This is a genomic window from Sphingobacterium cavernae (assembly GCF_008520265.1).
In the GTDB taxonomy this organism is placed as follows: domain Bacteria; phylum Bacteroidota; class Bacteroidia; order Sphingobacteriales; family Sphingobacteriaceae; genus Sphingobacterium; species Sphingobacterium cavernae.
The window spans coordinates 49,374-64,354 of record NZ_VIQM01000026.1; the positions used below are offsets into that span (position 1 = coordinate 49,374).

Annotated in this window: 14 protein-coding genes and 1 pseudogene; 7 read left to right on the plus strand and 8 right to left on the minus strand. The window is 34.9% G+C overall.

Going from position 1 to position 14,981, the window contains the following annotated elements; translation table 11 throughout:
* Positions 1-78 precede the first annotated feature (78 nt).
* From FLS47_RS05410 to FLS47_RS05420, 3 genes are read left to right on the plus strand one after another with little or no spacing between them, the layout of a single operon-like run.
* Entirely contained in the window at positions 79-1,227 is a 1,149-nt protein-coding gene (locus FLS47_RS05410) for an acyl-CoA dehydrogenase family protein (RefSeq protein ID WP_149913362.1), read from the plus strand.
* Positions 1,220-2,065: a beta/alpha barrel domain-containing protein gene (locus tag FLS47_RS05415; RefSeq protein WP_149913363.1), complete on the plus strand. Its 846-nt coding sequence runs from the start codon at positions 1,220-1,222 to the stop codon at positions 2,063-2,065. The genes FLS47_RS05410 and FLS47_RS05415 overlap by 8 nt, the downstream gene beginning before the upstream one ends.
* 5 nt (positions 2,066-2,070) lie before the next feature.
* Positions 2,071-2,772 (plus strand): enoyl-CoA hydratase/isomerase family protein, encoded by a 702-nt coding sequence (locus FLS47_RS05420; protein WP_149913364.1) that lies wholly within the window; start codon positions 2,071-2,073, stop codon positions 2,770-2,772.
* On the opposite strand, the gene FLS47_RS05425 is transcribed toward FLS47_RS05420, so the two are convergent.
* A complete protein-coding gene (locus FLS47_RS05425; RefSeq protein ID WP_149913365.1) occupies positions 2,773-3,552 on the minus strand; it encodes a segregation and condensation protein A in 780 nt (259 codons plus the stop codon).
* Positions 3,553-3,700: 148 nt separating this feature from the next.
* On the opposite strand from FLS47_RS05425, the gene dxs reads away from it, so the two are divergent.
* Together dxs and dnaA are read left to right on the plus strand one after the other, a co-directional pair.
* Positions 3,701-5,629, plus strand: coding sequence for a 1-deoxy-D-xylulose-5-phosphate synthase (dxs, locus tag FLS47_RS05430; RefSeq protein WP_149913366.1), 1,929 nt, complete (start codon positions 3,701-3,703; stop codon positions 5,627-5,629).
* Between the two features lie 369 nt (positions 5,630-5,998).
* On the plus strand, positions 5,999-7,426 hold the full coding sequence (dnaA, locus tag FLS47_RS05435) for a chromosomal replication initiator protein DnaA (RefSeq protein ID WP_149913367.1): 1,428 nt from the start codon (positions 5,999-6,001) through the stop codon (positions 7,424-7,426).
* A gap of 112 nt (positions 7,427-7,538) precedes the next feature.
* Here the strand turns inward: dnaA and FLS47_RS05440 are convergent, their stop codons facing one another.
* The 6 genes from FLS47_RS05440 to FLS47_RS05465 form a co-directional block, all read right to left on the minus strand.
* Entirely contained in the window at positions 7,539-7,931 is a 393-nt protein-coding gene (locus FLS47_RS05440; RefSeq protein ID WP_149913368.1) for a hypothetical protein, read from the minus strand.
* A gap of 170 nt (positions 7,932-8,101) precedes the next feature.
* Positions 8,102-8,479 (minus strand): hypothetical protein, encoded by a 378-nt coding sequence (locus tag FLS47_RS05445; RefSeq protein WP_149913369.1) that lies wholly within the window; start codon positions 8,477-8,479, stop codon positions 8,102-8,104.
* A gap of 58 nt (positions 8,480-8,537) precedes the next feature.
* Positions 8,538-9,575 carry a tetraacyldisaccharide 4'-kinase gene (gene lpxK, locus FLS47_RS05450; RefSeq protein WP_223225143.1) on the minus strand — a complete coding sequence of 346 codons (1,038 nt, stop codon included), beginning with the start codon at positions 9,573-9,575 and terminating at the stop codon, positions 8,538-8,540.
* Complete coding sequence (locus FLS47_RS05455) at positions 9,572-10,030, minus strand: gliding motility lipoprotein GldH (protein WP_149913370.1); 459 nt, start codon at positions 10,028-10,030, stop codon at positions 9,572-9,574. The genes lpxK and FLS47_RS05455 overlap by 4 nt, the downstream gene beginning before the upstream one ends.
* Before the next feature lie 24 nt (positions 10,031-10,054).
* The gene (locus FLS47_RS05460; protein ID WP_188347362.1) at positions 10,055-11,437 is read right to left on the minus strand and encodes a PSP1 domain-containing protein; all 1,383 of its coding nucleotides are present in this window, start codon (positions 11,435-11,437) and stop codon (positions 10,055-10,057) included.
* A gap of 10 nt (positions 11,438-11,447) precedes the next feature.
* Positions 11,448-12,593: a DNA polymerase III subunit gene (locus tag FLS47_RS05465; protein ID WP_149913372.1), complete on the minus strand. Its 1,146-nt coding sequence runs from the start codon at positions 12,591-12,593 to the stop codon at positions 11,448-11,450.
* 124 nt (positions 12,594-12,717) lie between these two features.
* Between FLS47_RS05465 and dnaN the strand changes: the two genes are divergently transcribed.
* Together dnaN and FLS47_RS05475 are read left to right on the plus strand one after the other, a co-directional pair.
* Complete coding sequence (gene dnaN / locus FLS47_RS05470) at positions 12,718-13,842, plus strand: DNA polymerase III subunit beta (RefSeq protein ID WP_149913373.1); 1,125 nt, start codon at positions 12,718-12,720, stop codon at positions 13,840-13,842.
* Positions 13,843-13,855: 13 nt separating this feature from the next.
* Positions 13,856-14,515: a DedA family protein gene (locus FLS47_RS05475; protein WP_149913374.1), complete on the plus strand. Its 660-nt coding sequence runs from the start codon at positions 13,856-13,858 to the stop codon at positions 14,513-14,515.
* A 70-nt stretch (positions 14,516-14,585) separates the two neighbouring features.
* On the opposite strand, the pseudogene tnpA reads toward FLS47_RS05475, so the two are convergent.
* Positions 14,586-14,981: pseudogene (gene tnpA, locus FLS47_RS18885) on the minus strand (IS200/IS605 family transposase); the annotation flags it as partial.

The window sequence follows — 14,981 nt, forward strand, 5'->3', positions numbered from 1 at the left end:
ATGGTAAAATATAATTTGATTTTTACGATATTTATAAAACTAGTTCTTACCTATATATAAACTTAAGGAAAAATCACGATGTACACGAATCACGACAACGAGCAGTTAGCTTTAGTGCGCGAAAGTGCCAGAGAATTTGCAAAAACATATATCAAACCCTACGTAATGGATTGGGATGAACGCCAACATTTTCCAGTTGATCTATTTCACAAAATGGGTGAATACGGTTTTATGGGTATTTTGGTGCCCGAAGAATACGGCGGTGCTGGACTGAATTATCAAGAATATATAACTATTCTAGATGAAATATCAAAAGTCTGTGGATCTATTGGTCTTTCTGTAGCTGCGCATAATTCGTTATGTACAAATCATATTTTATCCTTTGCAAATGAGGAACAAAAGAAAAAATATTTACCAAAATTAGCATCAGGAGAATGGATAGGCGCCTGGGGATTAACAGAAACAGGGTCTGGTTCAGACGCAGGTGGAATGACAACAACCGCAGTTCAAGATGGAGATTACTGGATTTTGAATGGTTCTAAAACTTTTATTACGCATGCCATCAGTGGGCATGTGTCGGTCGTGATGGCTCGCACGGGTAATATAGGTGATAAGCATGCCATGAGTGCATTTATTGTAGAAAAAGGAACAGAAGGTTTCACTTCTGGAAAAAAAATTGATAAATTAGGGATGCGAGCATCAGAAACTGCTTTCTTGTTTTTTGATAATTGTCGTGTGCATAAGTATCAGGTTATTGGAGAGATTGGTAATGGTTTTGTTCAGGCACTTAAATTATTAGATGGAGGTCGTATTTCTATCGCTGCCTTGTCATTAGGTATTGCGCGCGGAGCTTATGAATGTGCATTGCGTTATGCAAATGAGCGAGAGCAATTCAATCAAAAGATCTATGATTTCCAGGATGTATCTTTCACAATAGCGGATATGGCTACGAAAATAGATGCATCTGAACTCTTAATCAGAAGGGCAGGTTATTTAAAAGATAACCAGCAGAAAGTTACGAAAGAAAGTGCAATGGCAAAATTATATGCCTCGGAAGTAGCAGTAGAGGTTGCAAATCAATCTGTGCAAATACATGGCGGATATGGCTTCACAAAAGACTATCCAGCGGAGAAATTTTTTAGAGACGCTAAATTATGTACAATTGGGGAAGGCACAAGCGCTATACAAAAAATGGTCATTTCACGTGAAATTAAAAAGGATGTCTAACCCTTCAGAAATTAAAATTATTGATTGTCCCCGCGATGCGATTCAAGGTAGAACAAGTATTATACGCCCTGAAAAGAAAATTCAACATATTAATAAGCTAATCAAAAGTAATCTATTCGAATATATAGATTTTGGTTCTTTTGTATCTGACAAAGCAGTTCCTCAAATGCAAGATACAAGCTATGTCGTGCATGGTATTGAAAAAATTAACAATACAAAATTACTAACTGTAGTTGCTAACACTAAAGGAGCTTTACACGCAAAAGCATTTGAAAAAATAGATTATTTGGGGTATCCTTTTTCTATTTCCGAAACTTTTCAAAAAAGAAATACTAATTCATCTATTGATAAGTCATTTAATACTGTAGAGGAGATATTGACTACGATAGCCAGTAATCATCAAGAGTTGGTAATTTACATTTCAATGGCTTTTGGCAATCCGTATGCTGATCATTGGAGTGAAGATTTGGTATTGAAGTGGGTTGATAAATTAAAAGATTTAGGTATTAAACGGTTTTCAATCGCAGACACGACAAGTGAGGCTACTGTAATAGGCGTTAATTCATTATTCAAAAGTTTGTTTAAAGAATTTCCTAGTTTAGATTTTAGCGCACATCTACATAGTACTACTTACCAAGCTCTAGAAAAAATAAATGCGGCTTACGAAGGAGGCTGTAGACGTTTTGAAGGGGCAATGATGGGATTTGGAGGCTGTCCATTTGCACAGGACGAATTAGTTGGAAATATTCCTACTGAAATGTTGCTAAATAGGTTTAATATAGGTGCACCTATCAATATTAATAAATTAAAAATTAGCTTTTTTGAAATGATAAGTTAAATTGCATGTATAAATATATTAAGGTTCAAAAAATAGGATATCAGTTTTTATTGACATTATCTAGATCGGAGAAAAGAAATGCTTTTACGCCGACAATGGTCAATGAGATTTATCATGCTTTTCAAGAAGCTAATAATGATCATGAAATAAAGATTGTCTTAATTAAGGCTGAAGGTCCTGTTTTTTGTGCTGGAATGGATTTGAAAGCATTTGAAAATCCTAAATTAGATATTCATAATCCTACAATATCTAACCAAAATATTTCATTTGGTCAGGTATTTGATCAATTGTTTAAACCATCTATAGCAATAGTTGAGGGAAATGTGATAGCTGGCGGATTTCTTATTATTTTGGGCTGTACTTATGTATTTTGCAAACGTGAGGTCCGATTTAGGCTGCCTGAACTCGAAATTGGTTTGTTTCCTTTTCAAGTTATGGCCAGCCTCTTAAAGGTGATGCCTGAAAAACAAGCTTTACAACTGTGTCTACATACTGAATATTTTGATGCTGAAAAAGCTAAAGAATACGGTCTAGTAGATGGACTTTTGGAAGAAATAAACTTAGCTACTTTTATTTCTTCGTTCGCTAGTAAATCGACTAAAGCTATTAAAAATGGGATTCAAGCTTTACGAACTTTGCCGAGTGTAGATTACACTGAACGGTATAAATATTTGAAAGAAGTATTGGATGCGCTTAAAGAAAAATAACTATTCTTCATCTTCATCAAAGGATTCTTCAGGAGCATTTGGATCTTTTGTAGCTACTGCGAAGTTATTATACCCCATCCCGACTTCAATTTCCAATAGTTTTTGTTGAAGCATTTCTAATATTGCTAAGAAATTGAATACAAATTGCACTCTGTTTTCTGAGTTTTTCAGGATCATTTGAAAATCTAGCTTTTTATTTAAATCCAAAAGCGCAGAAAGTGCATCTTTTTGTTGCTCGATAGTATAAGGAAACTTGACAACGGTATGCGTGACAGGAACCACACGATGTGTGAAATGATACATCATCTTTTCATACACCATCATCAATTTGTACAAATCAAATGAAGCTAATTCTTCTTCCGAAATTTGACGTTTGGTGTGTTTGAGATCAAAAGTGATATTTGCGCGCTGATGTAGTTTTTCTCTATTTGATTCCAATACTTTTAAATCTTCACAAACATCTTTGAATTGCTTGTAAAGTATAAGTTTTTGAACAAGTTGTTCTTTCAGATCAACTTCGTTCTCATTTTCGTCCAATTCAGGACGAGGAAGCAGCATTTTAGCTTTGATGCGCATCAAGGTTGATGCAACGAAAATAAATTCCGACGCTAATTCTATATTAAGGGAATGCATTTTTTGGATATAGTCCAAAAAATCGTCCGTTATTCTGGAGATTGGAATATCATGTATATTGAGCTCATCACGTTCGATAAAGAACAACAACAAGTCAAAAGGACCCTCGAATTGCTCGAGTTTTATTTCGTAATTTGTGGCTTCCATATAATGGATCAAAAATACGCATTTAGTAATTAATAATTGTTTTAAAACAGGAAACTAAAACATTGGTCACAATTATTTGTATATATATATACCAATTAATGGAATAAATCTGTTACTTTGTAACTTATTTTCAAACTTATTTTAAGGTATGCAAATAGAAGCAGGAGCACTTTTAAAAAATATTCTTTATCCTTCGGATTTGAGAAAGCTTAAAGAATCGGATTTAGAAGAAATTTGTAAAGAGCTCAGACAATTCATTATTGATATAGTTTCTGTCAATGGTGGTCATTTTGCGGCGAGTTTGGGCGTCGTAGAGTTGACAGTAGCTCTTCATTATGTGTTGAATACTCCTTATGATCAAATAGTATTTGATGTAGGACATCAAGCCTATGGTCATAAAATACTCACAGGTCGTAGAGAACAATTCCATACAAATAGATTATTAGGTGGTATATCAGGGTTTCCTAAACGTGAGGAAAGTGAATATGATGCGTTTGGAGTAGGTCACTCTTCCACTTCTATTTCAGCGGCTTTAGGTATGGCTGTAGCTTCAGCATACAAAGGAGAAACAGATAGACAACATGTCGCTATCATTGGTGATGGTGCATTGACAGGCGGTATGGCTTTTGAAGCTTTGAATCACGCGGGCATTGAGAAATCAAATTTATTGGTTATTCTGAATGACAACTGTATGTCTATAGACCCGAATGTAGGCGCATTAAAGGAATATTTGACAAGTATAACTACTTCTAAGAGTTACAATAAATTTAGAGATGAGCTGATTTCTGTATTAGCTAAAATATCCAAAAATGGTCCTGATGCGTACGGTTGGGCTAAGAAATTAGAACAAAGCATTAAAGGTACTCTTCTGAAGAATGCTAATCTTTTCGAGTCTTTAAATTTTAGATATTTCGGACCAGTGGATGGACACGATGTCAATAAACTGGCTAAGACTTTAGAAGATTTAAAAAGTATAAATGGTCCTAAACTTTTGCACGTTGTCACAGTAAAAGGAAAGGGATATTCTCTAGCAGAGAAAGATCAAACGAAATGGCATGCGCCAGGTTTATTTGATAAAATTACGGGAGAAATTAAGAAAACGGTTTATGAAAAGCCGCAGCCTCCAAAATATCAAGATGTATTTGGTCACACATTAGTGGAATTGGCGGAAGCTAATGACAAAATAATGGGTATAACTCCCGCTATGCCAAGTGGCTCGTCGATGAATATTATGATGAATGCGATGCCAGATCGTGCATTTGATGTAGGTATTGCTGAGCAACATGCTGTTACATTTAGTGCAGGATTAGCTACACAGGGGCTTGTTCCATTTTGTAATATCTATTCGTCATTCATGCAACGTGCTTATGATCAGGTGATTCATGATGTCGCATTGCAAAAATTAAATGTAGTGTTTTGCTTGGATCGAGCAGGTTTGGTTGGTGCAGATGGTCCTACGCATCATGGTGCTTATGATGTAGCTTTTATGCGCTGTATACCTAATCTTACGATAGCGGCGCCTATGAATGAGGAAGAGCTGCGTAATATGATGTACACATCCCAACTGGAGGATATGGGTCCTTTTGTGATTCGTTATCCAAGAGGAAATGGTGTTATGCCTGATTGGAAGCGCCCATTCAAAGCATTGCCTATTGGTAAAGGCCGCAAATTAATGGATGGCGAAGAGGTTGCTATAATTACTTTAGGTCATATAGGTAATGAAGCTGCTAAAGCAATAATAGAATTAAATACTGAAGGAATTTATCCTGCACACTATGACATTCGTTTTGTAAAACCAATTGATGAGGACTTGTTACACGAGGTTTTCCAAAAATTCAATAAAGTAATAACTGTGGAAGACGGGGTGCTACCTGGTGGTTTCGGGTCTGCGGTATTGGAATTCATGTCTAATAACAATTATTCTGCACAGGTAATTCGTCTTGGTATTCCTGATGAGATTGTGGAACACGGTGAACAAACTGAACTTTGGAATATATGTAAATACGATGCGAAGTCAATTTCTGAAATATGTAAAAAGTTGGTTAAAACTTTGCCTACGCATTCACAAGTGGGATAACGCTTTAGTATTAAAAATATAATTAAAAAGCCACAAATTTTGTGGCTCTTTTTCTTTTAATATAATGGAATATTTTACTTATTTTAGGTGTAGAAAGTTTTCCACAAGCTTATAAATAAACCTCAATAAAAGTTTTGTTTTTTGATTTAATTTATCTTTATTAAAGAGGTGTGGAAAAGTTTGATTTAACATCAAAATATGAACCTGTGATCATTAAAATTTAACTTAACTAATTGATTATTAATGATTTTTATTTTTTTTATAGTTTAACTTTTTTAGGTGAGAAATTTTTGTCATCTTCGTTGAAAGGGAAAGTTATAAACAATTTTTGTATCAATAATTGGTTATCAAGTTATTAACAATTTAAGAATGGAAAAAACGTATACAAGTGTTTGGATTAATTGTCTTCAAGTGATTAAAGACAACATTCCGGCGCAAAGTTATAAGACATGGTTCGAACCTGTGAAAGCAGTTCGTTTGGAGGAGAACGTTTTAACTATTCAAGTGCCTAGTTTATTTTTTTACGAGTGGTTGGAAGAACATTATGTAGGTATCCTACGTAAGACGGTGAAGAAATTTTTAGGAGAACAAGGAAGATTAGAGTATAATATTGTAGTAGAGAAATCGTCTACTAACACGCCTTATACAACTAATCTACCATCTAATGGTAATGGTGCTGAAGGCAAAAAGCAGTCTATACCTGTCCCTGTAGCATTAAACAAAAATATAAAGAACCCTTTTGTCATTCCAGGACTTAAAAAGCTACAAGTTGATCCGCAATTGAATCAAAACTACACGTTTGAGAATTTTGTGGAAGGCGAATGTAACCGTCTGGCACGATCTGCCGGTTATGCTGTAGCAAATAAACCTGGAGGAACTTCTTTTAATCCGTTAATGTTATATGGTGATGTAGGTTTAGGCAAGACACACTTGGCTCAAGCTATAGGTAATGAGATCAAGAGGAATTTACCAGATAAGTTGGTTATCTATGTTTCTTGTGAAAAATTCTGTCAGCAATTCGTGGACTCATTGAAAAACAATACAATCAATGATTTTGTGAATTTTTACCAAGCAATGGACGTCATTATTATGGATGATGTACACAATTTTGCTGGAAAGGAAAAAACACAGGATATTTTCTTCCACATCTTCAATCATTTGCATCAATCTGGAAAGCAAATTATTTTGACTTCAGACAAACCACCTAAAGACTTGTCTGGTTTGGAAGAACGTTTGTTAAGTCGTTTTAAATGGGGATTATCTGCGGATATTCAAATTCCAGATTTGGAAACAAGAATGGCTATCTTGAAGAAGAAAATGTATTCTGATGGTATTGAGCTTCCAGAGACAGTCGTGGAATATGTTGCTACACAAATCGATAATAGCGTACGTGAATTAGAAGGCGCTATGGTTTCATTGTTGGCACAATCTACGCTTAACAAGAAAGAAATAGACTTGAATCTAGCGAAGTCTATGCTGAAGAATTTCGTTAAGAATACGCATAAGGAGATTTCGATGGAGTATATTCAGAAATTGGTATGTGAGTATTTTGAAGTTCCGGTAGAGATGGTTAAATCAAAAGTACGTAAACGCGAAATCGTACAGGCGCGTCAAATTTCCATGTACTTGGCTAAAAATCACACTAAATCTTCACTTAAGACGATTGGTAACTTCTTTGGTGGTCGTGACCACTCTACAGTTATCTACGCTTGCCAAACAGTTGAGGATTTGATCGAAACGGACAAGAAGTTTAAAACATATGTCCAAGACATTCAGAAGAAATTAAAAACTTCGTAAGAAGGAACGAAATAATTTTAGTGGTAAAATGAAAAGGCGGAAATTAATTCCGCCTTTTTTGATTCATGAAATCAGTGATTTCTAAAATTGCAATAAATTATGAATTAGATTTTTAGTTGTTTCCTTCTTCTTTTTTCTCTTCTTTATGTTCAGCTTGCTCTTCTTCTTTTTTACCTTTTTGCTCTTCTAAATATTTAGCGAAAGCTACTTTTTGATCATCATTTAGTTGTTCTGATATTTTTTGATGAGCAGTAGCTTGAGCAGCTTCAATTTGTTGTTTTACTACATCAGCAGCTAATGTTGTGTCTGCTTTGATTGCGTGTTTGGCAGTAACTTTTTCCAATACTATAGTAAATATAGCCGCTTGTTGATCTTCATTCAATGTCAAGACTTGTGTCAGCTCATCGACTTTTTGTTTTGCTTTTGTTTCTGGATTAATGTCTTGTGCAAATGTTAATGTAATTGCAAATAAAAAGCTTAGACCTGTTAAAATTAATTTTCTCATAGCATTTAAAATTTATGTGTTTACTCTTTTATTAATTCATTTAGTACTATAACTGTTGAAAAGGGTAAAATGTTGTGTTGATTGTATCTTGTTTGTTACAATTTAACATGTTTTAACAAAAAAGGGCTTATTTCAACGAAATAAGCCCTTTAGTTAATATGTGTATACTACTAGTTGTTTGGTCTTTGGCCACCAAAGCCTCTTCCTCGTTGACTAGCTATCTCATCATATTTTTTTCCTTGTTCTTCATTTAAGAAAGTTTTCACCTTTTTAGTTTGTTTTTCACGAATAGCTCTCATACTATTCATTGCAGCTTCACGATCGTCTCCTGCGTTACTAAAAACTTTTTGCATTTCCACAGAAGAAGCTAAAACATATTTTTTGATGGAGTCTTGTTGTGTTTGTGTAAGGTTTAGTTCTTTTGTAAGACGTTCCATTTGCATTTTCGTCATTTCTTCAGGCGTACGTTGCTGACGTGGACCACCTTGTTGCGCATTAGCAAGCCCCAAGCTTAATACTAATGCTAATAAAGTAATTACACTTTTCATAAGTTTTAAATGTTTTTAAGTTTATAATTGAACTTAGACTCTAACTTGATGAAATAGTTTAATTTAGATTATGAGAAATATAATTTTCTATAAAATGATCAAAGGTTGTTTGTTGATGATCTGCTGATTGCAAATGGATAGGGATGTAGTATAAAGGATAGTTTTGAAAAGCACTATCTTCTATGCGTTGTATGTCTTTCTCCGTTGTAAGAATCAATTTATTCGAAGATTGAATGAAATCAAATTTTGCTTTAATGTTATCAAAATCACTAGACGTGAAATTATGATGGTCTGGATATTTTACTAAATGAACAATATTTCTATTCTTTTCCAAAAATTCGACAAGTGGTTTTGGATTTGCGATTCCGCAGAATAATAGTATATCTTTACCTTCCAATTTTTCTGATAAAACTTCTCCTTGTTTATTATGCGGAATATCATAGCCAATTTTGGTATAGAAAATAGGTGCTATATTGTGTTTGCGGAGTATATGTTCTATATGTGCTTTTTGTTCGTCTGTAATAACATCTGGACATTTGGTAATAATAATAAGATCAGCTCTTTTGGTGGAAGAAATAATATCCCTAAAATCACCTGTCGGTAAAGTGATTATTGGCTTTCTGAAAGAATTAAAGTCAAAAAGTAATATCGCGTAGCCCGGCTTTAATTTTCTGTGTTGAAAGGCATCATCCAATAGTATTACATCATGTTGGTCTTGCAGTTTCTCAACACCTTCGCAACGATTTTCATTAACTGCGACAGTTACTTCAGGAAATTTAGTTTTAAATTGTAAAGGCTCATCTCCTACTTCAAATGCTTTTGAATTTGTTTGTACAAGTCTAAAACCTTTTGTCTTGCGTCCGTAGCCACGACTTAGTGTTGCAATTTTGTATTTATCCTTCAGTAATTTGATAAGGTATTCTGTCAATGGGCTTTTGCCTGTACCACCAATAGCCAAATTGCCGATGACAATAGTTGGAATTTGGAAGGACTTGCTTTTGAGGATTTCTTTGTCATACAATAGATTTCTTAGCCAAATGATGCTATGGTATATTAGGGTAAAAGGTAATAAAATCCACCGTAGAATAGTTATCATTTTTTGATGATTTTGATGCCAACATCAATCACTTCGGGCAAAGGGTTGACCCGCATATTCTGCTCTAATCCAAAAGTATATACTCCTGTATCGGGGAAAGTAAAATTAGATTTCGCTAAATACTGTATTTCATATAAGGAGCCAGAAGATTGACTTACCCATTTCCCATCAAGTTCTGCCAACTTAATTTCTTTGCGGTAGCTGGTGTCTGCTATACCTTTTCCCTTTGCGTGTAATAGCAAGTATATATTCGAATAATCATACAGGTTTGTATGCCTTAAGTTGATGTAGACATCATATTTAGCTTTATTATCCTTGATATTGACGGCAAACGAAGGCACTTGGCTATAATTCCAGGACCTATCAGTTACTTCTTTATTCTCTTCATAGTAGGCATCACTGGTACATGAAGAAAACAAATTACATACGACCAAGAAAGCTAAAAACTTTTTCATATTAAAAAAATATAGGTGGTGAAATTATTCACCACCACTTTGTTGTTTATTGTCGTTTGATTTATTCCTATTGCGGTTATTGTTGAATCTCCTTTTTTTCTTTTGTTCGGGAGATTTCTGCGTGTTGTCATTAGGCTTTACTTCGGTATCTACCTTTTTGTGCTCTCTAGGCGCAGGTCGAGGCTTTTGTTCTTTGTTGACTGGTACAGATACCGATTTATCATTTTCTACTTTAGTAGCAACAACAGCTTGTTTAGTACGAGGCTTTTTCTTCTTGCGTTTTCTGTTTTTTTCATCCAAACGTGTCAAACTATCTTGGCCGACAACATTTTCATAATCTAGAATTACAGGTTTAGCAACTTCCATTTTTTCAGGAGCACGATCTAAGCTTTCAGGCTTCTCACCTTTTTTATTTTGCTCTGCTAGCTCTTTTACTTTTTTGATAGGCAAAGGAATCCAGCTCTCAGCTCCAGGGTACGAAAACCACATTGTTTTTTTGAAAATATCGGTTTTTTGTAGATATGCAACACCATTACGCGTTTCAATACGATCTACATCATTCGGAATATCCTTCAAAGCATCCATGTAGCTATCCAATTCATAGTTGAGACAACATTTCAACTTACCACATTGACCCGCAAGCTTAAGCGTATTCAAGGAAAGATTTTGATAACGTGCTGCCGAAGTAGAAACTGTTTTGAAGTCTGTCAACCAAGTTGAACAACACAATTCGCGACCGCAAGAACCAATTCCACCTAAGCGACTAGCTTCCTGACGCATTCCAATTTGGCGCATTTCGATACGAATACGAAAAGATTCCGCCATTTTTTTGATTAACTCACGGAAATCCACACGTCCTTCAGCCGTATAATAAAAGGTTGCTTTTGTCTTATCTCCTTGGTAGTCTACATCTGAAATTTTCATGGAAAGACCTAAGTCCAAAGCCAATTTACGCGCCTTATGCATGGTTTCCCATTCCAATTCTTTTGCCGCATTGTATTTCGCTACATCAGCTTCATTCGCTTTTCTGTAGATTTTCTTCTCTACTGTTTCAGGATTTACATTGTTTTTCTTCAGTTGAAGACGAACCAATTCTCCTGTAAGCGATACGTGTCCAATATCATAACCTCCCGTAGAAGGTTCTACTGCGACCATTTCCCCCATTTCAAGATAAAGATTGTCCGTGTTCACAAAGAAATCTTTGCGAGATCCTTTGAAACGAACTTCTACTATATTGAAAGGTTTATAATTTGATGGCAAATCCATATCGGAAAGCCAGTCATACACATCTAATTTATTACATCCGCTGGTCATGCAGGTTCCGTTGTTATTACAGCCTGCAGGTACAGTACCTAATTTGCTGCTCGTACCACAACCACCACCGGATGAGCAACTGCCACATCCCATATTTTTCTTTCTATATATATTGAGTCCCTTTTGGGAACGTTTGATATTTGAACAATAAAACTAATTGCAAAGATAAATCTAAAAATAATATTTTAGGATTACCATTTCTTTCGATGCCGTAATGTGTTTTTTCTAACAAATCGATGGCTTCTGTCAACTGTTCAAATAGGTATAATTCACTAAATTTTTCGACAAACTTCAGCTCTTCTTCTTTCAAAAATACTAAACTCCGTAAACCTTGCTGAATCAACATGATTTGTCGAATTATATTAATAGCATAAAGTAAGAAACTTTTTTGATTTTCACGTCCTAGTTTTGAAAGATTGTCGTCACTGAGTTTCAAAATATCAGCTCCGCGATCGGTTACAATGGCGCGCATCCATTCAACAAAAGTTGTAAAATTACTATTATGCTCTTGATAGGATAAAAGATTCAGTGCTTCTTGCACATTTCCATCGGCGATGAAGGCAATTTCATTAGCCACCGAATTTTCTATTTGATGTTTTTCTACGAGGTAATTTTTCATCTCGTCATGTCCAATCTTATTGATTTTGACAAGTTGTGTCCGCGAGATAATCGTATTGAGTATGCGTTCTTGATTTTCAGCTACCAAAAGGAATAATGTTTTGACGGGTGGTTCCTCGATGAGCTTTAATAAAGCATTTCCTTCTTTATCCAAATATTCAGGCAGCCACATAATCAAAACCTTGTATTCTGCTTCAAAAGATTTTAAGCTTAGTTTTTTGATAATGTCATGTACTTCCTTGATCGGAATATTAGCTTGCTTATTTCCTGCGTCTAACTGTTCGCGCCAATAGTTCAATCCTAAATAAGGATTTTTACTTAAGGCAGAGCGCCATTCTTGCAAGACATCAATAGCAATTGCTGTATCTTTTGAAGGATAAAACGGGTATGAAAAATGCAAATCTGGGTGGATTAGACGTTGATATTTGTGACAAGAGCCACAATATCCACAGCTGTCATTTTCGAGCTTATTTTCACAATTGATATATTGGGCATAAGCTACCGCAAGAGCAAGTGAACCAGATCCTTCGGGACCTAAAAATAACTGCGCATGACTCACTCGGTTATTTTTAACCGAATTTAGCAGATGATTTTTGACCTCTTGGTGTCCTATTATTTCCTTGAATTGCATAAAAATTTCAACACAAATGTACTAAAATTAAAATTGTATAAATAATAGTCTTGTGATGGCTAGAGATTCGAATTTTAGATATAAATTACGTAATATTGCATACAAGTAAAATATCGCAAAAAGCATGAGATTCATTGTATCCACTTCAGTCTTATTAAAACAACTTCAAGCCATCAGTGGCGCTTCGAGTAGTAGCACTGTTCTTCCAATTTTGGAAAACTTCTTGTTTGAAATCAAAGACAATATGCTGACTATATCAGCTACAGATTTACAAACAAGTATGGTTACTTCTTTGCCAATAGAAGCAAAAGAAGAAGGTCGAGTAGCGATGCCATCCAAAATTTTGATCGATACGTTAAAAACGTTACCCGATCAGCCGGTGGCTTTTTCTGTAGATACCAAAACATTAGCTATTGAGATTAGTGCAGGTGACGGTAAATACAAATTGAGTGGCGAAAATGCGGATGATTTTCCAAAAATTCCTGTTGTAGATACTGTTTCTACAGTAAAATTGGCTTCTTCTATTTTGTCTGAAGCGATTAATAAAACAATTTTTGCGGTAAGTAATGATGAATTACGTCCAGCGATGTCAGGTGTGTTGGTTCAATTGAATGAACAAAATATCACATTTGTATCGACAGATGCGCATAAATTAGTTAGATACCGTCGTACAGATGTGGGTGCAGAGAAATCAACATCAATTATTCTTCCAAAGAAAGCTTTGACTTTACTGAAATCTTCTTTGCCTTCCGATGATACTTCGGTTTCTATTGAATACAACAATACAAATGCTTTCTTCCATTTCGGAAACATCAATTTGATTTGTCGTCTTGTAGATGAGCGTTACCCAGATTATGAAGCGGTAATTCCTCAAGTAAATCCAAATAAATTAACGGTAGATCGTTCGTTGTTCTTAAACATTCTACGTCGTGTAGTTATTTTCGCAAACAAAACAACGCACCAAGTACGTTTGAAAATCAATGGTTCGGAATTACATATTTCGGCAGAAGATTTAGATTTTTCAAATGAGGCACACGAAAGATTGAGCTGTCAATTTGAAGGTGATGATATGGAAATCGGTTTCAATGCAAAGTTTTTAGTTGAAATGTTGAACAACTTGAACTGTGAAGAGGTGGTGTTGGAAATGAGTAGTCCTAATCGTGCAGGTCTTTTGGTGCCAGCTGTGAAAGCAGACAATGAAGAGATCTTGATGTTGGTGATGCCTGTAATGTTGAATAACTACAATTAATCTTTAGCTCGTTTTGGATTTAATATATTCTTTGATAGATTTTGTTCTTCACATTGATGATCATTTGATTCAGATTGTGAATGATTATAAATATTGGACTTACCTTATTTTGTTTCTAATCATTTTCGTGGAAACTGGAGTTGTAGTTATGCCCTTTCTGCCAGGTGACTCGTTGTTGTTTGCTGCAGGAATGTTGGCAGCTCAACCGAATGAATTGAATGTTTGGTTGTTAATTGGTTTATTGCTTATTGCGGCTATTGCGGGAGATTCGCTTAATTATTCTATTGGAAAGAACTTTGGTATGCGTATTACGAAGTTTAAGTTATTTGGTAAACAAATGGTTACCGATGCGCAAATTGAAAAAACACATTCTTTTTATGAGAAATACGGTAGCAAAACTATTGTTATCGCTCGTTTTGTTCCAATTGTACGTACGTTAGCTCCTTTTGTTGGTGGTATTGGCCGTATGAATTATGGTACATTCATTACCTATAACGTAGTGGGTGCGATTCTTTGGGTTGTTGGACTTACATTAGCGGGTTATTTTTTAGGTAATATCCCATTTATACGTGATAACTTCTCTCAAGTCGTATTAGCAATTATTGTGCTGTCCGTACTACCGATTGTGTATGAAGTCATAAAAGAGAAATTTTTTAATAAGAAGGAAGCTTAATAGCTTCCTTTTTTGTTTTATAAAACGGAGCGTAAAACCCACAGGTGTTTAGCCTGTGGGATGTAAGCGACTAACCCTGATTAAGAATATACTCACGAATAGTATCAGGAGATGCTTCACCTATTGAACAAACAAAATAACCATCAGACCAGAAAGTATGTTCTTTCCAAAAATGTTTAAATAAGAATGACCTGTGTGGTGAACACGAAATGTAATAAGTAGATTCTTGTTTTAACTTGCGATCAATAGAAGTAATTGAAACACGAGGGATATAAGATATAACGAATAAGAAAATGGATGTGGTCTAAATCAGATTCAAACACTTCAATTTGAAAATCTGAATTAGAAGTAATGTTTAAGAGAAAAGAACGCATATCATCTTTTAACTGACCGACAAGTAACTTTTTACGATACTTGCAAACGAAGATTAAATGACACTTTAAGTAGTGTTTTGAACGATTTGTGC

What these genes read in the sequence shown, in the direction of transcription:
- FLS47_RS05410 (WP_149913362.1), top strand. Translation starts at nt 79, where the DNA reads ATGTACACGAATCACGACAACGAGCAGTTAGCTTTAGTGCGCGAAAGT.
- FLS47_RS05415 (WP_149913363.1), top strand. Translation starts at nt 1,220, where the DNA reads ATGTCTAACCCTTCAGAAATTAAAATTATTGATTGTCCCCGCGATGCG.
- FLS47_RS05420 (WP_149913364.1), top strand. Translation starts at nt 2,071, where the DNA reads ATGTATAAATATATTAAGGTTCAAAAAATAGGATATCAGTTTTTATTG.
- FLS47_RS05425 (WP_149913365.1), bottom strand. Translation starts at nt 3,552, where the DNA reads ATGGAAGCCACAAATTACGAAATAAAACTCGAGCAATTCGAGGGTCCT.
- dxs (WP_149913366.1), top strand. Translation starts at nt 3,701, where the DNA reads ATGCAAATAGAAGCAGGAGCACTTTTAAAAAATATTCTTTATCCTTCG.
- dnaA (WP_149913367.1), top strand. Translation starts at nt 5,999, where the DNA reads ATGGAAAAAACGTATACAAGTGTTTGGATTAATTGTCTTCAAGTGATT.
- FLS47_RS05440 (WP_149913368.1), bottom strand. Translation starts at nt 7,931, where the DNA reads ATGAGAAAATTAATTTTAACAGGTCTAAGCTTTTTATTTGCAATTACA.
- FLS47_RS05445 (WP_149913369.1), bottom strand. Translation starts at nt 8,479, where the DNA reads ATGAAAAGTGTAATTACTTTATTAGCATTAGTATTAAGCTTGGGGCTT.
- lpxK (WP_223225143.1), bottom strand. Translation starts at nt 9,575, where the DNA reads ATGATAACTATTCTACGGTGGATTTTATTACCTTTTACCCTAATATAC.
- FLS47_RS05455 (WP_149913370.1), bottom strand. Translation starts at nt 10,030, where the DNA reads ATGAAAAAGTTTTTAGCTTTCTTGGTCGTATGTAATTTGTTTTCTTCA.
- FLS47_RS05460 (WP_188347362.1), bottom strand. Translation starts at nt 11,437, where the DNA reads ATGGGATGTGGCAGTTGCTCATCCGGTGGTGGTTGTGGTACGAGCAGC.
- FLS47_RS05465 (WP_149913372.1), bottom strand. Translation starts at nt 12,593, where the DNA reads ATGCAATTCAAGGAAATAATAGGACACCAAGAGGTCAAAAATCATCTG.
- dnaN (WP_149913373.1), top strand. Translation starts at nt 12,718, where the DNA reads ATGAGATTCATTGTATCCACTTCAGTCTTATTAAAACAACTTCAAGCC.